General features: G+C 69.0%; 20 protein-coding genes. 17 read left to right on the top strand and 3 right to left on the bottom strand.

Annotated features, from left to right (window positions below):
• The first annotated feature begins 47 nt into the window (after nucleotides 1-47).
• The 11 genes from nuoF (at nucleotide 48) to IG98_RS0124665 (ending at nucleotide 13430) form a co-directional block, all read left to right on the top strand.
• Nucleotides 48-1334: an NADH-quinone oxidoreductase subunit NuoF gene (nuoF, locus tag IG98_RS0124715; protein WP_030916683.1), complete on the top strand. Its 1287-nt coding sequence runs from the start codon at nucleotides 48-50 to the stop codon at nucleotides 1332-1334.
• A gap of 67 nt (nucleotides 1335-1401) precedes the next feature.
• Nucleotides 1402-3885, top strand: a complete 2484-nt coding sequence (locus tag IG98_RS0124710) for an NADH-quinone oxidoreductase subunit G (RefSeq protein WP_030916681.1) — start codon at nucleotides 1402-1404, stop codon at nucleotides 3883-3885.
• The gene (nuoH, locus tag IG98_RS0124705; RefSeq protein ID WP_030916679.1) at nucleotides 3885-5234 is read left to right on the top strand and encodes an NADH-quinone oxidoreductase subunit NuoH; all 1350 of its coding nucleotides are present in this window, start codon (nucleotides 3885-3887) and stop codon (nucleotides 5232-5234) included. The genes IG98_RS0124710 and nuoH overlap by 1 nt, the downstream gene beginning before the upstream one ends.
• Entirely contained in the window at nucleotides 5221-5736 is a 516-nt protein-coding gene (gene nuoI, locus IG98_RS0124700; RefSeq protein WP_030916677.1) for an NADH-quinone oxidoreductase subunit NuoI, read from the top strand. The genes nuoH and nuoI overlap by 14 nt, the downstream gene beginning before the upstream one ends.
• Complete coding sequence (locus tag IG98_RS0124695; RefSeq protein ID WP_030916674.1) at nucleotides 5729-6565, top strand: NADH-quinone oxidoreductase subunit J; 837 nt, start codon at nucleotides 5729-5731, stop codon at nucleotides 6563-6565. The genes nuoI and IG98_RS0124695 overlap by 8 nt, the downstream gene beginning before the upstream one ends.
• Nucleotides 6562-6858 (top strand): NADH-quinone oxidoreductase subunit NuoK, encoded by a 297-nt coding sequence (nuoK, locus tag IG98_RS0124690; protein WP_030916671.1) that lies wholly within the window; start codon nucleotides 6562-6564, stop codon nucleotides 6856-6858. The genes IG98_RS0124695 and nuoK overlap by 4 nt, the downstream gene beginning before the upstream one ends.
• Nucleotides 6859-6924: 66 nt before the next feature.
• Nucleotides 6925-8787 carry an NADH-quinone oxidoreductase subunit L gene (nuoL, locus tag IG98_RS0124685; protein ID WP_245651698.1) on the top strand — a complete coding sequence of 621 codons (1863 nt, stop codon included), beginning with the start codon at nucleotides 6925-6927 and terminating at the stop codon, nucleotides 8785-8787.
• Nucleotides 8787-10316, top strand: coding sequence for an NADH-quinone oxidoreductase subunit M (locus IG98_RS0124680; RefSeq protein WP_030916663.1), 1530 nt, complete (start codon nucleotides 8787-8789; stop codon nucleotides 10314-10316). Before nuoL ends, IG98_RS0124680 begins: the two co-directional genes overlap by 1 nt.
• Entirely contained in the window at nucleotides 10313-11863 is a 1551-nt protein-coding gene (nuoN, locus tag IG98_RS0124675; RefSeq protein ID WP_030916661.1) for an NADH-quinone oxidoreductase subunit NuoN, read from the top strand. Before IG98_RS0124680 ends, nuoN begins: the two co-directional genes overlap by 4 nt.
• A 14-nt stretch (nucleotides 11864-11877) precedes the next feature.
• Complete coding sequence (locus tag IG98_RS0124670) at nucleotides 11878-12873, top strand: polyprenyl synthetase family protein (protein WP_030916659.1); 996 nt, start codon at nucleotides 11878-11880, stop codon at nucleotides 12871-12873.
• A gap of 155 nt (nucleotides 12874-13028) precedes the next feature.
• Complete coding sequence (locus IG98_RS0124665) at nucleotides 13029-13430, top strand: MarR family winged helix-turn-helix transcriptional regulator (protein ID WP_037971156.1); 402 nt, start codon at nucleotides 13029-13031, stop codon at nucleotides 13428-13430.
• 4 nt (nucleotides 13431-13434) lie between these two features.
• Here the strand turns inward: IG98_RS0124665 and rarD are convergent, their stop codons facing one another.
• Nucleotides 13435-14355 carry an EamA family transporter RarD gene (gene rarD, locus IG98_RS0124660; protein ID WP_030916652.1) on the bottom strand — a complete coding sequence of 307 codons (921 nt, stop codon included), beginning with the start codon at nucleotides 14353-14355 and terminating at the stop codon, nucleotides 13435-13437.
• Nucleotides 14356-14491: 136 nt separating this feature from the next.
• Between rarD and msrA the strand changes: the two genes are divergently transcribed.
• On the top strand, nucleotides 14492-15181 hold the full coding sequence (gene msrA / locus IG98_RS0124655; RefSeq protein WP_030916647.1) for a peptide-methionine (S)-S-oxide reductase MsrA: 690 nt from the start codon (nucleotides 14492-14494) through the stop codon (nucleotides 15179-15181).
• Between the two features lie 178 nt (nucleotides 15182-15359).
• On the opposite strand, the gene IG98_RS45245 is transcribed toward msrA, so the two are convergent.
• Nucleotides 15360-18896 (bottom strand): BTAD domain-containing putative transcriptional regulator, encoded by a 3537-nt coding sequence (locus tag IG98_RS45245; protein ID WP_084195616.1) that lies wholly within the window; start codon nucleotides 18894-18896, stop codon nucleotides 15360-15362.
• A 335-nt stretch (nucleotides 18897-19231) separates the two neighbouring features.
• On the opposite strand from IG98_RS45245, the gene IG98_RS0124645 reads away from it, so the two are divergent.
• Nucleotides 19232-19549 carry a hypothetical protein gene (locus tag IG98_RS0124645; RefSeq protein ID WP_030916640.1) on the top strand — a complete coding sequence of 106 codons (318 nt, stop codon included), beginning with the start codon at nucleotides 19232-19234 and terminating at the stop codon, nucleotides 19547-19549.
• Nucleotides 19550-19561: 12 nt separating this feature from the next.
• Here the strand turns inward: IG98_RS0124645 and IG98_RS0124640 are convergent, their stop codons facing one another.
• The gene (locus tag IG98_RS0124640; protein WP_030916637.1) at nucleotides 19562-19750 is read right to left on the bottom strand and encodes a hypothetical protein; all 189 of its coding nucleotides are present in this window, start codon (nucleotides 19748-19750) and stop codon (nucleotides 19562-19564) included.
• 97 nt (nucleotides 19751-19847) lie between these two features.
• Between IG98_RS0124640 and IG98_RS0124635 the strand changes: the two genes are divergently transcribed.
• The 4 genes from IG98_RS0124635 to IG98_RS0124615 all read left to right on the top strand — a co-directional run bounded on the left by IG98_RS0124635 (nucleotide 19848) and on the right by IG98_RS0124615 (nucleotide 22687).
• Complete coding sequence (locus tag IG98_RS0124635) at nucleotides 19848-20426, top strand: TetR/AcrR family transcriptional regulator (RefSeq protein WP_030916634.1); 579 nt, start codon at nucleotides 19848-19850, stop codon at nucleotides 20424-20426.
• A 140-nt stretch (nucleotides 20427-20566) separates the two neighbouring features.
• Complete coding sequence (locus IG98_RS0124630; RefSeq protein ID WP_030916631.1) at nucleotides 20567-21445, top strand: SDR family NAD(P)-dependent oxidoreductase; 879 nt, start codon at nucleotides 20567-20569, stop codon at nucleotides 21443-21445.
• 418 nt (nucleotides 21446-21863) lie between these two features.
• On the top strand, nucleotides 21864-22334 hold the full coding sequence (locus IG98_RS0124620; protein ID WP_030916628.1) for a hypothetical protein: 471 nt from the start codon (nucleotides 21864-21866) through the stop codon (nucleotides 22332-22334).
• Nucleotides 22331-22687 carry a hypothetical protein gene (locus tag IG98_RS0124615; RefSeq protein WP_030916624.1) on the top strand — a complete coding sequence of 119 codons (357 nt, stop codon included), beginning with the start codon at nucleotides 22331-22333 and terminating at the stop codon, nucleotides 22685-22687. Before IG98_RS0124620 ends, IG98_RS0124615 begins: the two co-directional genes overlap by 4 nt.
• Nucleotides 22688-22703 lie beyond the last annotated feature (16 nt).

Raw genomic sequence — 22703 nt, 5'->3', positions numbered from 1 at the left:
GGTGCGGTCTCGTCATGGAGCGACGGGCTGCCAGGCGAGGAGACGAAGTGACCACTCTCACCCCGGTTCTCACCGCGAACTGGGACCAGCCGAACTCCTTCACGCTGGAGGGCTACGGCGACTACTCGGCGGCCAGGAAGGCGCTGGGCATGGACCCCGACGCGGTCATCCAGGTCGTCAAGGACTCCGGGCTGCGCGGCCGAGGCGGCGCGGGCTTCCCCACCGGCATGAAGTGGGGCTTCATCCCCCAGGGGGACGGCAAGCCGCACTACCTGGTGGTCAACGCCGACGAGTCCGAGCCCGGCACGTGCAAGGACATCCCGACGATGATGGCCAACCCGCACGCGCTGGTCGAGGGCATCATCATCACCGCGTACGCGATCCGGGCCAACCACGCCTTCATCTACGTGCGCGGCGAGGTGCTGCACGTCATCCGCCGCCTGCAGGCGGCGGTGGCCGAGGCGTACGCCAAGGGCTACCTCGGCACCGACCTCTTCGGCACCGGCTTCAACCTGGAGCTCGTCGTGCACAGCGGGGCGGGCGCCTACATCTGTGGCGAGGAGACGGCGCTGCTCGACTCGCTGGAGGGTCATCGCGGCCAACCTCGGCTCAAGCCCCCCTTCCCCGCCGTGGCGGGTCTCTACGCCTCGCCCACCGTGGTCAACAACGTCGAGTCGGTCGCGAGTGTTCCCTCGATCATCGCCAACGGCGCCGAGTGGTTCGCCGGGATGGGCACCGAGAAGTCCAAGGGCTTCGGCATCTTCTCGCTGAGCGGCCACGTGACCCGGCCCGGCCAGTACGAGGCCCCGCTCGGCATCACGCTGCGCGAGCTGCTGGAGATGTCCGGCGGCATCAGGGAGGGCCACCGGCTCAAGTTCTGGACCCCGGGCGGATCGAGCACCCCGATCTTCACGGACGAACACCTGGACGTCCCGCTGGACTTCGAGTCCGTGGGCGCCAAGGGTTCGATGCTCGGCACCCGGGCCCTGCAGATCTTCGACGAGACCACCTGCGTGGTGCGCGCGGTGCTCCGCTGGACCGAGTTCTACGCGCACGAGTCCTGCGGCAAGTGCACCCCCTGCCGGGAGGGCACCTACTGGCTCAAGCAGGTGCTCAAGCGGCTGGAGAAGGGCCAGGGCACCGAAGAGGACCTGACCACGATCACCGACATCGCCGACAACATCCTGGGCCGCTCCTTCTGCGCCCTGGGTGACGGTGCCACCAGCCCCATCCACTCGTCGGTGAAGTACTTCCGCGACGAATACCTCAAGCACTTCGAGATCGGCGGCTGCCCGTTCGATCACGCCCCGTCCACGCTGTGGGGGGCGAAGTGAGCACGCGCGGGAAGGCCACCGGCAAGCACAGCACCGTCTCGGTCGCCAGGCCGACGGAGGAGACGCCATGACCGTCGAAGCCACCACCCCGGCGCAGGCGCCGGTGAACCTGGTCACCGTCACCATCGACGGCTTCCAGGTGAGTGTCCCGAAGGGCACGCTGATCATCCGGGCGGCCGAGCTGCTCGGCATCCAGATCCCCCGGTTCTGTGACCACCCGCTGCTGGACCCGGCCGCCAACTGCCGCCAGTGCCTGGTGGACATCCCCGACGCGGGCAACGGCCGGGGGTTCCCCAAGCCGCAGCCCTCCTGCGCGATCGAGGTAGCCGAGGGCATGGTCGTCCAGACCCAGCTCACCTCGCCGGTCGCGGAGAAGGCACAGCGCGGCGTGATGGAGCTGCTGCTCCTGAACCACCCGCTGGACTGCCCGGTCTGCGACAAGGGCGGCGAGTGCCCACTGCAGAACCAGGCCATGTCCAACGGCCAGGGCGAGAGCCGCTTCGTGGAGAAGAAGCGGACCTTCGAAAAGCCGGTCGCGCTCTCCTCGGAGGTGCTGCTCGACCGCGAGCGCTGCGTCCAGTGCGCGCGCTGCATCCGCTTCTCCGACGAGATCGCCGGCGACCCGCTCATCGACTTCTTCGAGCGCGGGGCCAAGGAGCAGGTCGGAGCCGCGGACGGCCGCCCGTTCGAGTCCTACTTCTCCGGCAACACGGTGCAGATCTGCCCGGTGGGCGCGCTGACCGGTGCCGCCTACCGCTTCCAGGCCCGCCCGTTCGACCTGGTCTCCACGCCCAGCGCCTGTGAGCACTGCGCCAGCGGCTGCTCGCTGCGCGCCGACCACCGGCGCGGCAAGATCACCCGTCGCCTGGCCGGGGACGACCCCGAGGTCAACGAGGAGTGGAACTGCGACAAGGGTCGCTGGGCCTTCACCTACGCGACCCAGCCCGACCGGCTGAAGACCCCCCTCGTCCGTGACGAGGAGGGTCGCCTGGTGCCGGCCTCCTGGCCGGAGGCGTTCGCCGCCGCCGCCAGGGGCCTGTCCGCGGCGCGCGGGCGCGCGGGCGTGCTGGTCGGCGGTCGCGTCACCGTCGAGGAGGCGTACGCCTACTCGAAGTTCGCCCGGATCGCGCTCGGGACGAACGACATCGACTTCCGCGCCAGGCCGCACTCCGAGGAGGAGGCGCGCTTCCTGGCGCACGCCGTCGCCGGCAAGGGCATCGAGGTCCGCTACGCCGACCTGGAGAAGGCGCCGGCGGTGCTGCTGGCGGGCTTCGAGCCCGACGAGGAATCGCCGATCGTCTTCCTGCGCCTGCGTAAGGCATGGCGCAAGAAGGGGCTGAAGGTCTTCTCCGTCGCACCGTTCGCCGGCCCGGGGCTGGCCAAGATGGGCGGCACGCTGATCCCGGCGGTGCCGGGCACCGAGACCGACGTCCTGGACGACCTGGCCGCCGTCGACGTGATAGCCGCCGAGGCGATCAGGCAGCCGGGAGCGATCATCCTGGCCGGTGAGCGCCTCGCCACCGTGCCCGGTGCGCTGTCGGCGCTGCTACGGCTCGCCGACGCGAGCGGCGCCCGCCTGGCCTGGATCCCGCGCCGCGCCGGTGAGCGCGGGGCCGTCGAGGCCGGGGCGCTGCCGAACCTGCTGCCCGTCGGCCGCCCGGTCACGGACGAGACCGCCCGCGCCGAGGTGGCCAGGGCCTGGGACGTCACCTCGCTGCCCGAGGGCGAGGGCCGCGACACCACCGCCATGCTGGCGGCGGCGCTCGACGGACAGCTCGACGCCCTCGTCGTCGCGGGGGTCGACCCCTACGACCTGGCCGCGCCGCAGGCGGCCCTGCTGGCCCTGGAGAACACCCCGTTCATCGTGAGCCTGGAGCAGCGCGCCAGCGCGGTCACCGACCGCGCCGACGTGGTGCTCCCCGTCGCCGCGGTGGCCGAGAAGTCGGGCACCTTCGTCGACTGGGAGGGGCGCGGACGCTCCTTCGAGGAGGCGCTCGGGGTTCCGGGGATCATGAGTGACCTGCGGGTCGTCTCCGCGATCGCCGACGCCATGGACGTACACCTCGGCCTGCCCGACCCCGCCGCCGCCCGCCGCGAGATCGGCTCGATCGGCGCGTGGCGCGGCCCCCGGGCCGCGGCCCCCGGGGTGAGCGGCTCGCTCGCCGCCAGGCCGCAGGCCGGGGAGGCCGTCCTGGCCAGCTGGCACCTGCTGCTCGACGACGGTCGTCTGCAGGCGGGCGAGCCGTACCTGGCGGGTACCGCCCGCCCCGGTGTGGCGCTGGTGTCCGAGGCCACCGCCGCCGAATGCGGCCTGGTCGACGGCGGCGAGGTGGTCGTCGGCACCGAGCACGGCTCATTGAGCCTGCCCGTGCGGATCGCCGACCTGCCCGACCGGGTGGTGTGGCTGCCGGCCAACTCCGAAGGTCGCTCGGTCACCCGTGACCTGCACGCCGTCGCCGGTGATGTGGTCAGGGTCGGCGCGGTGAACAGCGCCGAGAGCACCACGGCCGGCGCGGTAAGCACCGCCGGCGAAGCTAACGAGGAGCGGTAATGAATGCCCGGACTCTTCTAGCGGCCGATCCGACCCTTGCCGACTTCGGCAAGGACCCGCTCTGGATCAGCATCATCAAGGCCGTTGTCATCTTCATCGTCCTGATGCTGGGCGTGCTGTTCGGCGTGTGGTTCGAGCGCAAGCTCATCTCCCGCATGCAGAACCGGTACGGTCCCAACCGGGCGGGCAAGTTCGGGCTGCTCCAGTCGGTGGCCGACGGCCTGAAGATGGGGCTCAAGGAAGACCTGATGCCCCGGACCGTCGACAAGGTGATCTACTTCATCGCCCCGGTCGTCCTGGCGGTACCGGCCTTCCTGGCCTTCTCCGTCATCCCGATGGGCCCGATGGTCTCGATGTTCGGTGTCCAGACGCCGCTGCAGCTCACCGACCTCCCGGTCGCGGTGCTGCTGGTGCTGGCGATGGCCTCGATCGGCGTGTACGGCATCGTGCTGGCGGGCTGGGGCTCGCGCTCCCCGTACTCGATCCTCGGCGGCCTGCGGGCCAGCGCCCAGGTGGTCTCGTACGAGATCGCGATGGGCCTGTCGTTCGTGGGCGTGTTCCTGTTCGCCGGGACGCTCTCCACCTCGGAGATCGTCAAGGCGCAGGCCTCGGGCGGGGTGTTCACGCTGGGCGGCTGGGAGATCCCGATGCCGTCCTGGTACATGATCCTGCTGATCCCGTCCTTCCTGATCTACATCATCACGATGCTGGGCGAGACCAACCGGGTCCCCTTCGACCTGCCCGAGGGCGAGGGCGAGCTGGTCGGCGGCTTCCAGACCGAGTACTCCAACTCGCTGAAGTTCGCGGTCATCATGCTCGCGGAGTACGTCAACGTCTTCGTGGTCTCCGCGGTGTCCATCACCCTGTTCATGGGCGGCTGGCGTGCCCCGTGGCCGATCTCCATGTGGGAGGGCGCGAACACCGGCTGGTGGCCGCTGCTCTGGTTCTTCGCCAAGATGGTGCTGGTCTTCGCCTTCTTCGTCTGGTGCCGCGCCTCGCTGCCGCGCGTCAGGTACGACCAGCTCATGGCCCTCGGCTGGAAGATCCTCATACCGATCAACCTGGCCTGGATCCTGCTCGTGGCCACCGTCAGGGCCCTGCAGATCGACAATGTCAACCGGTCGCTCGTGCTCATCCTGGCAGCGGTCGTGATGATCGGCTGCCTCGGGATCTGGTGGCGCTTCGACAGCGTGCTGCAGAAGCGCAAGGAGGCCAAGGCCGCACTGGTCGAAGCCGAGTTCGAGCAACTCCAAGCCGAGCCGACCGCGGGTGGCTTCCCTGTGCCGCCGCTCGACCTGCCGCACTACCACGGGGTAGAGCGCAAGGAGGTTCCCAGTGGGAGCAACTGATTGGCTGAATCCCATCAAGGGATTCGGCGTGACCTTCCACACGATGTTCAAGAAGGTCGAGACGGTCAACTACCCCGAGGAGAAGCGGCCCACGGCGCCGCGCTTCCACGGTCGGCACCAGCTCAACCGCTGGCCCGACGGCCTGGAGAAGTGCGTCGGCTGTGAGCTGTGCGCCTGGGCCTGTCCGGCCGACGCGATCTTCGTGGAGGGGGCCGACAACACCGACGAGGAGCGGTTCTCACCCGGTGAGCGCTACGGGCGCACCTACCAGATCAACTATCTGCGGTGCATCCTGTGCGGCCTGTGCATCGAAGCCTGTCCGACCCGGGCGCTGACGATGACCAACGAGTACGAGCTCGCCGACACCAGCCGTGAGAGCCTGATCTACACCAAGGAAATGCTGCTCGCGCCGCTCGGCCCCGGCATGGAGGTCCCGCCGCACCCCATGCGTCTCGGCGAGACCGAAGAGGACTACTACCGGCTGGGACGCAACAATGGGTGAGACCATCACGTTCTGGATCCTGGCGGTCGTCTCGGTGTCGGCCGCCCTCGGGCTCGTCTTCAGCCGCAAGGCCGTCTACTCGGCCCTGATGCTGGGCGTCGTCATGCTCTCCCTGGCCGTGCTCTACGCGGTACAGGACGCCCCCTTCCTCGCCGCGGTGCAGATCATCGTCTACACCGGCGCGGTCATGATGCTCTTCCTGTTCGTCCTGATGCTCGTCGGCGTCGACTCCGCCGACTCGCTGGTCGAGACGATCAAGGGGCAGCGCGTCTGGGCGGCGATCGCGGGCCTGGGCTTCGCCTTCCTGCTCGCCCTGGGGGTCGGCAACGCCACCTTCGCCGCGCCTACCGGCCTGGCCAAGGCCACGGAGGCCGCGGGCGGCAACGTGCCCTCCCTGGCGCATCTGATCTTCACGCGGTACGTCTTCGCCTTCGAGGTCACCTCGGCGCTGCTGATCACCGCCGCGCTCGGCGCGATGGTGCTGGCGCACCGCGAGCGCATCCGGCCCAAGGCCACCCAGCGTGACCTGGCCCGCGCCCGGTTCACCGGCCCGCAGCCTTCGCCGCTGCCGGGACCCGGCACCTACGCGCTGCACAACGCGATCGACATGCCGGCTCTGCTGCCCGACGGCACGGTCGCCGACAAGTCCATCAACCGGGTGCTCGCCAGGCACGAGATGGAGGGCGGTTTCACGCCGACCGACCCGGTGAAGGCGGCGCTCATCAAGCAGGTCCTGGAGAGGGACGCGGCACAGGACCGCGATTCCGACTCAGGCGACGAGCCCGTCCAGGCGGAGGACGCGGCGCCCCGGCAGGAGGACGGCAAGTGACCACTCACTACCTGGTGCTCTCCGCGCTGCTGTTCGCGATCGGCGCCATCGGCGTGCTGGTACGGCGCAACGCGATCGTGGTGTTCATGTGCGTGGAGCTCATGCTCAACGCTTGCAACCTCGCGTTCGTCACCTTCGCCAGGCAGCAGGGCAACCTGGACGGCCAGATCATCGCGTTCTTCGTGATGGTGGTGGCCGCGGCCGAGGTCGTCATCGGCCTCGCCATCATCGTGATGATCTTCCGAACCCGCAGGTCCGCGTCGGTGGACGACGCGAACCTGCTGAAGTACTAAGAGGTGGCCGTGGAACCCGCTGAGATCATCCAGCATTCCGGGGGTGTGATCGGAGTCTCCTGGCTCATGGTCGCGCTCCCGCTGCTCGGTGCCGCGATCCTGCTGCTGTTCGGGCGCCGCACCGACCGCTGGGGTCACCTCCTCGGTGTCGCGATGTCCCTGGGCGCGTTCGCGGTGGCGGTCGCGGCCTTCGTCCAGCTGCTCGGGCTGCCCGAGGCCCAGCGCCGCCAGGGGGTCAGGCTCTACGAGTTCATCCCCGGCCTGGCCGACATGGGGCTGCTGATCGACCCGTTGTCGATCAGCTTCGCCCTGCTGATCACCGGTGTGGGATCGCTGATCCACATCTACTCGATCGGCTACATGTCGCACGACCCGGGCCGGCGCAGGTTCTTCGCGTACCTGAACCTGTTCGTCGCCGCGATGCTCCTGCTGGTGCTGGCCGACAACTACGTCGTCCTGTTCGTCGGCTGGGAGGGCGTGGGCCTCGCCTCGTACCTGCTGATCGGCTTCTGGCAGTTCAAGCCCACGGCGGCGGCCGCGGCCAAGAAGGCGTTCATCGTCAACCGCGTCGGCGACTTCGGCCTGCTGATCGCGATCTTCACGATCTGGACGACGTTCGGCTCGGTCGCCTTCAACGAGCTCACCGGGGGTGCCGTCGACGGGGCGATCTCCTCCGGCGACGCCTCCCAGGGCACGATCACCGCGGTCGGCCTGCTGCTGCTCCTCGGCGCCTGCGGCAAGTCGGCCCAGCTGCCGCTGCAGTCGTGGCTGCTGGACGCGATGGAGGGCCCGACCCCGGTCTCGGCACTCATCCACGCCGCGACCATGGTCACCGCGGGCGTCTACCTGGTCGTCCGCTCCGGCGCGTTCTTCGAGGCCGCCCCGACCGCGCAGCTCGTCGTGACGATCGTCGGTGTGGCCACGCTGCTCGCCGGTGCGATCATCGGTTGCGCCAAGGACGACATCAAGAAGGGCCTCGCCGGCTCGACCATGTCGCAGATCGGCTACATGATGCTCGGCGCGGGCCTCGGCCCGGTGGGCTACGCCTTCGCCATCGCGCACCTGATCGCGCACGGCTTCTTCAAGGCCAACATGTTCCTCGGGGCGGGCTCGGTCATGCACGCCATGAACGACGAGGTCGACATGCGCAAGTACGGTGGCCTGTTCTCGGTGATGAAGGTCACCGCGGCCACCTTCATGATCGGCTACCTCGCGATCATCGGGTTCCCGCTGCTGTCCGGTTACTTCACCAAGGACGGCATCATCGAGACGGCCATGGAGCACAACCAGATCCTCGGCTGGCTCGCGGTCGTCGGCGCAGGCATCACCGGCTTCTACATGTCGCGGATGGTCTTCATGACCTTCTTCGGCAAGCGGCGCTGGGCCGACGACGCGCACCCGCACGAGTCGCCCTCCGTGATGACCGTGCCGCTGATCCTGCTGTCGATCGGTTCGGTCTTCCTGGGTGCCTTCCTGATCCTGGACAACCGGCTCATGAGGTTCCTCGCCCCGGCGGTCGGCCTGCCCGAGCACCTGCCCGGATTCCACCCCTTCAGCGTCCCCGGCCTGACCACGCTCGCGCTGGTCGCCGTCGGCGTCGTCTACGCCTGGTTCCGCTACGGTGCCGCCGAGGTGCCCCGCCTCGCCCCGCGCGGCTCGTTCCTCACCACCTTCGCCCGCCGTGACCTGTACGGCGACGCCCTGAACGAGGCGCTGTTCATGCGCCCCGGCCAGTGGCTGGCCCGGTTCGCGGTGTTCTTCGACAACCGCGGCATCGACGGCCTGGTCAACGGCCTGGCGGCGGGGATCGGCGGGACCTCCGGGCGGCTGCGCCGCATCCAGACCGGCTACGTGCGGTCCTACGCGTTGTCCATCCTCTTCGGTGCCGCCGTGGTCGTTGGCGCGCTGCTCTACGTAGGGAACATGTGATGCCCTGGCTCTCGACCCTGATTGCCGTGCCCGTTCTGGGCGCGGTGGGTGTCTCCCTTGTCAAGAGTGACAAGCTCGCGAAGCAGCTGGCGCTGGCGGTCTCACTGGTCGTACTGGTGCTCACCGGCGCCCTCGCGTACCTGTTCGAACCGGCCTCCAAGGAGCGCTTCCAGTTCGCCGAGGTCTACGAGTGGATCCCGAGGTTCGGCGTCCACTACGGCGTCGGCGTGGACGGCATCGCCCTGGTGCTGATCGCGCTGTCGGCGGTGCTCGTGCCGATCGTGATCCTCGCCTCCTGGCACGATGCCGACGGGACCGGGGCCGCGGCCCCGCCCAAGCGCTCGGTGAAGACCTACTTCGCACTGCTGCTGGTGCTGGAAGCGATGATGATCGGCGTCTTCGCGGCGACCGACGTCTTCCTCTTCTACGTCTTCTTCGAAGCCATGCTCATCCCGATGTACTTCATGATCGGGTCGTACGGCGGAGCCCAGCGGTCCTACGCGGCCGTGAAGTTCCTGCTCTACTCGCTCTTCGGCGGCCTGCTCATGCTGGTCGCGGTGATCGCGCTCTACGTGATCGCCGACAAGGGCACCTTCATGTTCCCCGAGCTGATCGGCGTGATCCAGGACCCGACCACGCAGAAGTGGCTCTTCGCGGGCTTCTTCATCGCGTTCGCGGTCAAGGCGCCGCTCTGGCCGTTCCACACCTGGCTGCCCGACGCCGCCGCGCAGGCCCCGGCCGGCGCCGCGGTGCTGCTGGTGGGCGTGCTGGACAAGGTCGGCACGTACGGCATGCTCCGCTTCTGCCTGGAGCTCTTCCCGGACGCGTCGAAGTTCTTCACCCCGCTGGTGATCGTGCTGGCGGTGGTGGGCATCGTCTACGGCGCGATCGTGGCCATCGGCCAGACCGACATGAAGCGCCTGATCGCCTACACCTCGATCTCGCACTTCGGCTTCATCGCGCTGGGCGTCTTCGCGATGACCAAGGACGCGGGCGCGGGCGCCACCCTCTACATGGTCAACCACGGCTTCTCGACCGGCGCGCTCTTCCTGGTCGCCGGCTTCCTGATCTACCGCCGGGGTTCCAGCCAGATCGCCGACTACGGAGGCGTGCAGAAGGTCGCCCCGCTGCTGGCCGGCACCTTCCTGATCGCCGGCCTGTCCGGGCTCTCCCTGCCGGGACTGTCCACGTTCGTCAGCGAGTTCATGGTCCTGATCGGCACCTTCGAGCGCTACCCGGTCGCGGCGATCATCGCGACGAGCGGCGTCGTCCTGGCGGCCGTCTACATCCTGTGGATGTACCAGCGCACGATGACCGGCCCCTCGAAGGAGCCGGCCCACGTCATGCCCGACCTCAACTGGCGTGAGATCTGGGTGATGGGCCCGCTGATCGCGGTGATCATCGCCATGGGCTTCTTCCCCAAGCCGGTGCTTGACGTGATCAATCCCGCGGTCGACAAGACGATCTCCAGCGTCCACATCGAACCGTTCACGCCCGCCGTGGCAGAGAAGAAGGGGGCCGGCCAGTGAACGGCACCATCCAAGCCCCGACAATCGAGTACGCGCTGCTCGCGCCGATGCTGCTGGTGTTCGGTGCGGCGATCATCGGGGTGCTGGTCGAGGCGTTCGCGCCCCGCGACCTGCGCAAGTCGATCCAGATGCCGCTCACGCTGCTGGCCCTGCTCGGCGGGTTCGTCCTGACCGTCCTTAACGGCATCAACGGCCTGCCGGATGCCCCGGCGGCCATGGGCGCGGTCGCGGTGGACGGGCCCGCCCTGTTCATCTGGGGCATCATCCTCGTCCTGGCGCTGGTCAGCACGCTCCTGATCAACGACGAGGACCAGTTCGTCGCGCAGGCGGCGGCGGTACCGGGAAGCCCGGACGAGGAGGAGGCGATCCTCAGCGGATACGCCCAGACCGAGGTCTACCCGCTGCTGCTGTTCTCGGTCGGCGGCATGCTGCTCTTCGCCTCCGCCAACGACCTGCTGGCCATGTTCGTCGGTCTTGAGGTCATGTCCCTGCCGCTGTACCTGCTCTGTGGCCTGGCCCGCCACCGCCGCCTGCTCTCGCAGGAGGCCTCGGTCAAGTACTTCCTGCTCGGTGCGTTCTCCTCGGCCTTCTTCCTGTACGGCACGGCCCTGATCTACGGCTACGCCGGGTCGGTGGACCTGAAGGCCATCAGTGCCGTGCTCACCGAGGTCAGCGGCCAGGAGACGCTGCTGCTGGTCGGCCTCGCGCTGCTCGGTGTCGGCCTGCTCTTCAAGATCGGAGCCGCGCCGTTCCAGGCGTGGAAGCCCGACGTCTACCAGGGAGCGCCCACCGCGGTCACCGCCCTGATGGCCTCCACGGTGCTCGTGGCGGCCTTCGGCGCGGTGCTGAGGGTCTTCTGGGTCGCCCTGGGCGGCCTGGAATGGGACTGGAAGCCGGTCATGTGGGGCATCGCGATCCTGACGATGATCGTCGGTGCGATCCTGGCCATCACCCAGACCGAGATCAAGCGGATGCTCGCCTACTCCTCGATCGCGCACGCGGGCTTCCTGCTCACCGGCGTCGTCGCGATCGGTGCCGCCGAGCAGAACAGGCAGGCCCTGTCGGCCATCCTGTTCTATCTGGCCGCGTACGGTTTCACCACGGTCGGCGCCTTCGCGGTCGTCACCATGGTCCGCGACGCGGGAGGCGAGGCCGGGCATCTGTCCCGCTGGGCCGGTCTGGGCAAGCGTGCCCCCGTTCTCGCGGGTATTTTCGCCTTCTTCCTGCTGGCCTTCGCCGGCATCCCGCTCACGAGCGGCTTCTTCGGCAAGTACGCCGTTTTCTCGGCGGCGGTCGCCGGCGACGCTCTGCCGCTGGTCATCGTGGGTGTGGTCAGCTCGGCGATCGCCGCGTTCTTCTACGTCCGGGTGATCGTGCTGATGTTCTTCAACGAGCCCGCCGTCGACGGGCCGTCCATCGCGACGCCCACGGTGGGCACCTCGGCTGTGGTCGCCCTCGCGGCAGCGGCTACGGTAGTGCTGGGGGTTTTCCCGCAGCCGGTGCTCGATCTCGCGGATCAGGCTGCGTCCGCGCTGTTCATTCGCTAGAGGAGTAACGGTTCATGGCTGCGCCACCGGTTGTTGATCTTCCGTTCGTCGACGAACGGTTGGCGCAGGACCTTGCTACCGGCCTGGCCGAGGTCGAGAAACTGCTGCGTTCCTCGGTGGAGAGTGAGGACGCCTTCGTCACGGAGGCGTCCAAGCACCTCATCGAGGCGGGTGGCAAGAGGTTCCGGGCCATGCTGGTCCTGCTCGCCGCCCAGTTCGGCTCGCCCGCGGCGGCGGGAGTGGTGCCCGGGGCCGTGGTGATCGAGCTGACCCACCTGGCGACGCTCTACCACGACGACGTGATGGACGAGGCCCCGGTCCGCCGGGGCTCTCCGTCGGCCAACGCCCGCTGGGACAACACCGTGGCCATCCTGACCGGCGACTACCTGTTCGCCCAGGCCTCGGAGATCCTCGCCGACCTTGGCTCCGACGTCATCAGGATCCAGGCGCAGACGTTCTCCCGGCTGGTCCGCGGCCAGATCCGCGAGACCATCGGCCCCCGCTCCGGCGAGGACCCGGTGGCCCACTACATCGGGGTGCTGGCCGACAAGACCGGTTCGCTGATCGCCACCTCCGGCCGCTTCGGCGCCATGCTCAGCGGTGCCACGCCCGAGGTGGTCGAGCGACTGACCCGGGCCTGCGAGGCCATCGGGGTCGCCTGGCAGCTCGGCGACGACCTGCTGGACGTCGCCTCGGAGACGGCCGAGTCGGGCAAGACGCCGGGCACCGACCTGCGCGAGGGCGTCCGGACCCTGCCCGTGCTCTACGTCCTGGCGTCGGACAACCCCGAGAGCGCCCGGCTGCGCGAGTTGCTGGCCGGTCCGGTGGCCGAGGAGGACATCGAGGAGACCCTGCGTCTGCTCCGCGCCGACCCCGCCATGGGACATGCCCGCGCCGAGCTGCTCGACTGGGCCGACCGGGCCCGCGAGGACCTCGCGGGCCTTCCCGACATCCCGGCCCGCGCCGCCTACCTGGCCCTCTGCGACTACGTCGTCGAGCGCTCCGGTTGACCGCCGGTCCAGGACCGGACCCAGTCCAACCCGGCTCGGCGACAGCGCCGAGCCGGGTTTTTCGTGTTTCTCCCACGATGTTATTTGCAGGGCAAAGCAAATAATGTATGTGCATGTAGACTCCTGCCGGACAGCACACTCCAGGAGGAATCACCATGTCGTGGGACCATTTCGCCCTCTTGCACGCACGCGTGGAGGCGGAGTTGACCAAGGCACTCCAGCGCGGTCACGGCCTGGGGCTGTCGGAGTACCGCGCACTGATCCAACTCGCCGCCGCCTCCGGTGGCTGCATGCGTATGCAGGAGCTGGCCGAGGCGGTGGGACTCAACCAGAGCTCGGTGACCCGCCTCGTCGCCCGCCTCGAAGAGGCCGGGATGACCCGGCGCGACCTCTGCTCGGATGACCGTCGCGGTGTCTACTCGGTGATCACCGAGGAGGGACGCACCCGCCTGGCCGATGCCACGCCCACCTATGAGCGCTCCCTGACCTCCGCGCTGGAGCAGGCGGGCTTCGACCCGCTCTTCACCCCTCTGGTCCTCGCCGTACGCGGCTCCTGAGGCTTTATGAGGCGTTCTGTACGGCTACCCGCTCGGACACCGTACGGCGGGCCTGGGTGGCCGTCCTGAGACTGTCCCAGGTGAAGACCGACAGCGCCAGCCAGATGATGGCGAACCCCACCCAGCGGCTGGGCGGCATGACCTCGTGCACGATGAACACCCCGCACAGGAACTGCAGGATCGGGGCGATGTACTGCAGCAGGCCGATCGTGGTGAGCGGCACCCTGATCGCGGCGGCGGTGAAGCAGAGCATCGGGACGGCGGTGACCACACCCGCTCCGGCCAGCAGGAGCGTGTGGCCCGTACCCCAGTTGCCGAACGTGCTCGTCCCCTGCTGTCCCAGATAGGTCAGGTAACCCAGCGCGGGCAGCAGCAGCACCAGTGTCTCGACCGTCATGCTCTCCGCCGCACCCACCCCGGCGGTCTTCTTGACCAGCCCGTAGGTGCCGAAACTGGCGGCCAGCGCCAGTGCGATCCACGGCGGCCGCCCGTAGTCGACGGCCAGGACGACCACGGCCGCCGCCCCCAGCCCCACCGCGGCCCACTGCCACGGTCTCAGTCGCTCCTTCAGTAGCAGGACGCCGAAGAGCACGCTGATCAGGGGGGTGATGAAGTAGCCGAACGAGCTCTCGACCACGTGCCCGGTGTTGACGGCGTAGATGTAGACGCCCCAGTTGAGCGTGACGAGCACCGCGGCCAGGACGAGCAGGCCGATCTTTCTCGGGGTGCGCAGGAGCTCGCGGAACCAGGACCAGTGGCGCCGCACCGCCAGGATGGCGACGACGGCGACCAGGGACCAGGCGATGCGGTGGGCGAGGATCTCCAGGGCGCCGGAGGGCTTCAGGAGCGGCCAATAGAGCGGGAACAGGCCCCACATGGCGTAGGCGGCGATGCCGTAGAGAACTCCGCGGCGCGTTTCAGGCATGACCCCTATCTTTACTCCTTACTTGATTTAATACAATTTAGCTGTACTTTTCGATCAGTTAAGAAACGCTTGTGGGAACACGGGGGAGTCGCCCCCGGTTGCTTCCTGGTGAGAACGTGTCAGGAGGAGGTTCGCAATGGGCTGGTTGTTCGGCAAGGACAAGACTTCCATGGTGTTCCCGGAGAACGCGCTCCCGGGCCGCGCCACCAGGATGGCGGTGCCCGAGCGTCATGAGGTTCTCGACGCTTCGCTGGCTCCGCCGTACCCCGAGGGGAGTGAGATCGCGGACTTCGGCCTCGGTTGTTTCTGGGGCGCCGAGCGCATTTTCTGGCAGACCCCGGGTGTGGTCTCCACCTCGGTCGGCTACGGGGGCGGCTACACCCCGAACCCGACCTACGAGGAGGTCTGCACCGGCCAGACCGGTCACACCGAACTCGTCCGCGTCGTCTTCGACCCGGCCCGGGTGTCCTACGAGGAACTGCTGCGCGTCTTCTGGGAGTCGCACAACCCTACCCAGGGCATGCGGCAGGGCAACGACGTCGGCACGCAGTACCGCTCGGCGATCCACGTCCACTCACCCGAGCAGGAGAAGGCCGCCCTGACCTCGCGTGACGCCTACCAGAAGGTCCTCACCGACGCGGGCTACGGCGCCATCACCACCCAGATCGCCCCCGCCGGCGACTACTTCTACGCGGAGCCGTATCACCAGCAGTACCTTTACAAGAACCCCGGCGGCTACTGCGGCATCGGCGGCACCAGCGTCAAACTGGGTGACCCGTCCGAGTGGGCCGCCTGTCAGACGGGCCTGGTCCCGACGGAGGAGTAGCGCCGAACCTCACCTTTACGGCTCACCCCCGGTTTTCGGGCGTGAGCCGTATCCGCCTGCGACTTCGTCATCGCCCTTCCGCCGATCCGGGCGGGTCGATGCCGGCCCTCCTCGGCCACTGCGGCACCGACGTCAAGCCAGGTGACCCAACGGCATGGCCCTGGCCTGCTGACCGGGACTACCCGTACCGGTCGAACGGGACGGCGACGGCTCCGATCTCAGCCAGGATGCGCCTGGCCTCCGCGCGGTAGGTGTCCGGCCGACCGGCGCGGGTGGCGATGGCGGCCAGTAGGAGGAGCACCCGCCCCTGCCCGAGCCGGTAACCGGACCGCCGGTGCAGGGCGAGGGCGCGCGTCGCGCGTTTCGCGGCCTGTTCCGGCCGGTCGCGGGCGAGATCGACGGTGGCGAGGACGAGCAGGCCCTGCCCCTCATACACGCGGTAGCCCGCGTGCCTCGCGACGGCCAGAGCCTGTTCAGCGTCGGCCTGGGCGGCAGAGAGCCGACCGGCCGACAGACGGGCCGCGGCCAGTTCCAGCCGGGTCTGCGTCTCCAGCACGCGGTCTCTGCCGGACTCCAGCTCGGTCAGGGCCGCCTCCAGATGCCCGATCGCTGAGGGGCTTTCCAGGTGCCGGTGCGCCGTGCCGAGCGCGGCCAGGGCGGCGGCCCGGGGCCGTCCGTCCGAGCCGCGCGTGACATGCATGATCGCCTCGGCCTCTCGCAGCGCCTGGTCGTAGCGGCCCGCGTCGCAGTGCACCGCGACGCGGGTGGTCCGCATGATCGGCTCCTCCACGGAGCTGCCGATCCGCCGGTAGGCCTCCAGCGCGCGGTCGGAGTGGGCGAGGGCCTGGTCGAACCGGCCGAGCAGGTGGCAGGCTTCGCCCAGCGCGTCGAGGGTGACGGGGTAGCCGTCTCCTCCCGACCCGGCGACGCTGTAGTGCGTCAGCACCTGCTCGCCGTACGACACGGCCTGGTCCAGGTCTCCGGCGTGCAGGGCCGTGAAGGCGAGCTTGACGAGGTTGACCGCCGCGCCCTCCAGATGGCCGCGCGCCAGGCTCAGTTCCAGGCCTCTGCGGTAGTGGCCGGCCGCGTCATGGAGCCGGCCGTGCCAGAGGTGCAGTGTGCCCAGCGTGGTGCACGTCGCCGTCAAGTGCTCCTGCCAGCCGAGCCGGGTGCTCACGCGGGCGGCCTCGTCGAGGTGGTGCCGGGCCTCCCCGGGTCGGCCGAGCTTGTTCAGGGTCTGGCCGAGGGCGAGTCTGGCCGCCGCCTGGCCTCGGGCGTCGCCCGCCGTCCGTGCAGCGGTAAGCGCTGCGGCAGCCGTCGCCTCGGCCGCCGTCAGGTCGCCTGACATCCAGAGGTAGCCGCGCAGCGCCAGCGCCAGGTGCCAGGCCTCCTGACGCGCCGAGCCCGCTGCGGCCTCCACCGTCGCGGTCACCAGGTTCGCCGACTCGGCGTCGAGCCACCTCCGAGCGTCGCGGGCGTCCGAGAATCCGGTGGCGGCCTCGCCGAGCGGCGGCAGACGCAGCATGTAGGGATAGAGGAAATCCGCCGCCGCCTCCACCCCGGACAGGTACCAGCGGCAGACCCGTCGGACGGCGGCCGCCTGCTCGGTGGGGTCGTCCTCGGAGGCCGCCTGGGCGCACGCGTGCAGCCGGACCAGGTCGTGGAAGGCGTACCGGCCCGCTGCCCGTTCCTTCAGCAGATGCTGGCCCGCCAAACGCTGTAGCAGCCGGTCCGTCTCGTCTGCGGCCAGGCCCGTCGCCGCCGCGGCGGCTTGCGGGGAGAAGTCCGCGCCGGGCACGAGTCCGAGGAGCCGGTAGGCCCGCCGTGCGTCGGGTCGCAGGGCGGTGTACGACCGATCCAGCGCGGCCCGTACGGCGGTCTCCGGATCCTCCTCGATCTCCAAGGCGGCGAGTCTGTTGCCGCGGGCCAGTTCCTCGGCGTAGCTCGCGATCACCCGCCCGGGCCGGTCCGCCAGGTGGGCTGCCGAGATCCGCAACGCCAGTGGCAGCCGGCCGCACAGGTCGGTCAGTCGCGCGGCGGCCTCGGGCTCGGCGTCGATTCGCCGCCGTCCGAGCACCGAGGCCAGCAACTCGTGTGCCTCCTGCCGGGACAGGACGTCGAGCACGATGCGCCGGGCACCCTCCATCGCGACCAGCCCGCTGAGGCGGTTACGGCTGGTGACGAGCACGAAACAGTTGGGAGCGCCGGGAAGAAGGGGGCGCACCTGCTTGGCCGAGGCCGCGTCGTCCAGCAGCAGGAGCATCCGCCGGTCGGCGAGGAGCGAGCGGTAGCGGGCGGCGGCCTGGGCGGTGTCGGCCGGGATCCGCTCCAGGGGCGTATCCAGCGCGCGCAGTAGCGCTGTCAGCGCTTCGGCAGTGCACAGTGGCGGTTCTCTGGAGTGACCCCGCAGGTTGAGGTAGAGCTGCCCGTCAGGGAACCTGTCCCGGACCCGGTGCGCCCAGTGCACCGCCAGCGTGGTCTTGCCGACTCCCGCTGTGCCGGAGACCGTCATGATCGTCACAGCGGTGGGCTGGTCGGCGCTCGCCCTCACCAGGCCGTCCAGCCGGGCGAGTTCGCCGGCGCGGCCGGCGAAGCCTCGGACGTCCATCGGGAGTTGTGCCGGGATGGTGTGCCTGGCCTCGCCGATCGGGAGCTCCGGACCGGGGCCCGTCCGGCCGGGCGCACTGGGCCTGTCGGCGCAGGTGACCGTGCGACGGGGTGGCTCCTGGCGCAGCACCTGCAGGTGCGCCGCCGTCAGGACGGGCCCCGGTTCGGCGCCCAACTCATCCGAGAGCCTGCCGCTGACCGCCGTGAACAGACGTAGTGCGGAGGCCTGGTCCCCGGCGGCGGCCGTCGCCAGGATGAGGCGGGCGTACAGGGCTTCGTGCAGGGGTTCGTCGGCGACGAGCGTACGTAACCGGACAGCGACCCTTTCATGATCGCCAGTGCCCAGGGCGAGGTCCGCGAAGGCCAGCGCGACGGCGATGCGTTCGTGATTGAGCGCCACGGCGGCGGGGTGCTGAGCGAGCCGGGGGCTGTCACCGGTCAGCACCGGGCCGCGCCAGCACCGCAGCGCGGTGTCGAAGAGCTCCGCCGCCGTCGCGAACCGGCCCTCGTCGTGGGCCTGCCGCGCGCGGGCGACGAGATCGCCGAACCGCAGCACGTCGTGGTCACCGGCCTCCGAGGATAGGACGTAGCCGCCGTGACCCAGCGAGACGGCGGAGCCGGGCGTCCGCGTGTGTGTGAGCAGCTTGCGCAGGGAGCCGGCGTAGCCCTGCACCAGATTCAGACAGGACTTTGGAGGCCGCTCGCCCCAGAGCGTGTCGATGATCTCCTCACGGTGCACCGGTTGCCCCGGCCGCAGTGCCAGCAGGCCGAGCAACCGGCGCTGCATGCCCGACCGCACATCAACGTCCGCGTCGCCGACGCGGACGGAGAGCGGCCCCAGCACGCCGATCCGGAGCGGCTTCACGGGGCTCACGGGGCTCGCGGGGACGGTGGCCAGCAGCGTGTCCAAGTCGGCACCGGTGATGTCCAGTGCCTCAGCGAGCCGCGACAGGGACGAGGCCCGCGGACGGCTCACCCGGCCGGCCTCCAGGTCGCGCAGCGAACGTTCACTCAATGCGGCTTGAGCGGCCAATTCCTTCTGGTTGAGGCCGGCTCGCAGGCGACGGTCCAGGATAAACGAGCCCAATGTGTGCCGCTCTGTCTTCATAGGAAGCCGAAGCTACCACGATGATCGCCAATTTTTCGAAAACTGCCGGACTCCTGCCGGTTCCTGCCGGTCATCCTTTCCTGCAAGGTTTGCTTGGTGTCATTATCCCAGCTCAGAGTCTTATTGAGCAGCCGGTGAGAGCGCCGGCCCACGGGAGGACCCTCGTTTGGCGGCCGGGGTGATTTTCGTTTTCCTCTCGTTACGGTTTACTCCATGGCGAGCACCGCGAAACCCGCAGGGAATCGCCATGTCGACGATCGGAAAGGACCAACATGTTCAACATCGGACGGCGACTCAAGAGAGTGCTCAGCGCGACGGCTGTCACCGGAATAGCAATGGCGGTCGCATTCACCCCCGCCACGGCCATAGCCACGACCTCGTCGTCGGCGGCGTCGGCGGCCGGGTGCCAGTCGAGCCAGCTGGTTTACAAGTACTGGAAGACGGACACCAGCATCGGCACGTGGAGCAGGAACTGCTCCGGCGACTACCCCCTCAACTCGCTCGGCTACAAACTGGAGCCCGGCGGCTGGTCCGGATACATCGACTACAGCGACGGCAGCTGGGACTACTTCTGCGACTTCAAGGACAAGTGGCTGTCCAAGCGGGTCGTCAAGATACAGATGTCCGCCATGAAGATCGGATATTGCATCTAAGGACCCTCGGCGTCACATGCTGGCGCGGACGGTGAGCTGCGGGGTGAGGAGCCGGGCCTCCGGCGCGGACCTGCCCCGCAGCTTCTCCACGACCAGCCGTCGCGACGTGTCGCCCGAGCCCTCGGTTTCCGGGAGTTCGGCTCGCAGATCAGCCTTCTCATATCGCCGGGCCCTCCCCATCGCCGAACTGGAGCGGTGCATCGGCCGAGCCTTTGTGATCGAGACGTGCGTTGATGAGGATTCATCGCTCGAATCGACGCCTCGCGGCCCTTGACCGGCAAGCCGTTAGGCTGTGCCCGTGACACCCAGTGCTGAGCGAGGGACGGCGTTGCGCGCGGACGCCGCACGCAACCGCGCACGGGTGTTGAAGGTCGCCCGCGAGCAGTTGGCCATGGGCGACGACTCGCTCATGCTGAACACCATCGCCCGGCTCGCGGGAGTGGGCGTCGGGACCGTGTACCGGCATTTCCCCAACCGGCACGCGCTGCTGGAGGCGCTGCTGGCAGAACGCTTCCAGCAGCTCGTCGACGAGGCGCAGGCCGCGGCGGCCGACGAGGACGCCCTCTCGGGTTTGCATCGTCTTCTGCGTTTCACTCTCGGACGCATGCTGGACGACGCCGGGTTCGCAGCGGTGCTCGAATCCGCCAGCGACGCCGATGTGCAGACCTCGGAGATGAAGGTCGAGCTGGACGGTGCCGTCGCGGAGCTGCTCGACCGTGCCCGCCGCGCGGGCGCCATCCGGCGGGGCATCGGGGCGGACGATGTCCGTCGTCTGCTCTGCGGCATCGAGCACGCGGTCCGCTCCGGTGGCAACGACGCCCAGCATGCCGAGATCTACCTCGACGTCCTCCTTGAGGGCCTGCGCCCCCCGCGCTGACGGCAGCCTGGAACCCGCAGCTTGGAAGTTCGTTGCTGTATGCCCGTCTCCGCTAACCGGATAGTCATCCATTTATGCTACGGTGTGAGTACTAAAACGGATGGCTATCCGGTAGCGTTCGACCAGTGGAGGGCGGGGCCATGGGAAAACGGGCCGTGGTGACGGCGGGGACCGGAGGAATCGGCCTGGAGACCGCGATGGGTCTGGCGGCGACAGGTCACGCGGTGACCGTGATCGGGCGGAACGCCGAGCGGGGTGCTCGCGCGATCGAGAGAATCGACGCGGTGGCGACGGGGCAGGGGGCGAGGTTCGTCGCCGCCGACCTCGCATCGCTCGACTCCGTCCGAGAGCTGGCCGCCCGGCTCGCGGGAGAGGGCCCGCTGCACGTCCTGGTCAACAATGTCGGAGCGATGTTCGCGGATCGGCAGCAGACGGTGGACGGGATCGAGGCGTCGTTCGCCGTCAACCACCTTTCCCCGTACCTGCTGACCGAACTGTTGCTGGAGCCGCTCCGGGCTGGAGGACCGAGCCGGATCGTGAATGTCACCTCGGGCGCGATCCGGGCGGCCAAACGCTCTTTCGATGCCGTCGAGCCGCCGGGCGGCTACTACGGCTTTCACTGGTACGGCCGAGCGAAGCTCGCCAACCTCGCTTACACGCTGGATCTGGCGGAGCGGCTGCGAGGCACGGGCGTCTCGGTTTTCGCGGCCGATCCCGGTGGCGCGGCCACCGCGATGACCGACGGCACCATGCGGTCGCCGAAGATCGTTTCGCCGGGGCTGCGGCTACTTTGGCCGCTGGTCCGGCGTACCTTCGAACGCGCCACGTCCGGCTCTGCGTCACTGGCCGCACGGTCGTCGGTCCTCGCGGCGGCCGACGCCTCACTGGACGGGCGGACCGGCCTGGTCATCGGACCCGAGGCTCGTCCTGTCGCGCCCTTCCGCCCCGTCACCGACTCCCGAATGGCCGAGGCCGTCCTCCGGCTCAGCCGGCGACTGGCCCCGCTCACCTCGACCTGACCTTCACGCGGGAGAGAAGGCCGGACGGCTCGGCCCGGCCGCGGGGTCTGCGGCGCCGCCCAGATGGATGTGAAATCCGTCGCGCCAGGCCCCGTACTCCCGGAGACCCCGGCCTGGTGCCGGCCCTGCGAGTGAGGCCTCATCTCCTGCGGCCGATCCTGTGACCTGCGGGTCTTGAGCTCCGAGGGCTAGCCCTCCGACGTACGCGGCCGCGCCCGATCCCTGAAGGTCACCGCGCCATCGGAGGCGCCAACGTCAAGCCAGGTGACCCGGCCGAAGATGACTTCCCGCGTTTGCATGTCTTTCCTGGGTAAGTCGTCAGACGGTTTGGCTTGCCCGGTTTGCCGATAGGCGACGGCAGAGCAATCTCTCCTGCGTTCACCGTCTATCAGAATGTGTTCTGACTTATGATGGCAGGGTGAGTACTGGTAACGCCGACGCCGTCACCTTTTCGGACCTGTCGAGAAACCCCCGAGCCGTCGCCGAACGCGCCGCGCGCCTTGGCCGGGTACGCGTCACCCACCGCGATGCCCCGGACTTCTACCTGACCGCCGCCGACCGTGAGGATCAGCGCGGGCAGACGCTGGCTACCGCGTCCCGTCTGTTCCTCGCCCTCGTCAAGCACGATCCGACCGCCCGCGCGCTGGTCATCGCCATGCCCGAGGTCTTCCCCTGGGTGCGTCACCTCACCTCCGCCGAACTGCGTGCCTTCACCCTCGAACTGGTGGAGGCGCTCTCCGATGCCGCGGAGTTGGATGTCGATGTCACCACCCAGGAAGTCATCGCAGGCTGGCAGGCGACCGCTCGGATCAAGGCCGACCCCGTGCGCTACGCCCAGGCTCGCAAGGCCACAAGCGGCGACTTCGGGCCGGTAGAGGTCTCAGTATGAGTCCGAAGCGTGGTGACCGGGTCACGGTCCCGCCTCAGGACGACGAATGGGATATCCGGTTCGGTAGCAGCGATGCGGTCAAGGGATGGGAGGAATTGTGCCGGCACGCCTTGGCCAACACGCGCCGGTGCTTTGAGGCACTGCGCGCCGATCCACGCTCACGGGCCGATCACGAGCGTCAACATCGCCTACGCGGCGACCTCGCGACTCATCGTCATAACGGCAAGGACCTGGAGCAGTGGGAATTCGAGGTCACCAGCGGCGGGCGCGTCCGCTACGCCATCGACGACGCCACTCGCACCGTCTGGATCGTCTATGCCTCACCTCGTCACCCGAAAGACACCGACGGCTGAAACCGGAGGCGGGAAT

The sequence above is a fragment of the Streptosporangium amethystogenes genome (assembly GCF_000721075.1).
Classification (GTDB): Bacteria; Actinomycetota; Actinomycetes; order Streptosporangiales; family Streptosporangiaceae; genus Streptosporangium; species Streptosporangium amethystogenes.
The sequence above is the reverse complement of the archived record's forward strand: the minus strand, read 5'-3'. Positions and strand labels throughout refer to the sequence as shown.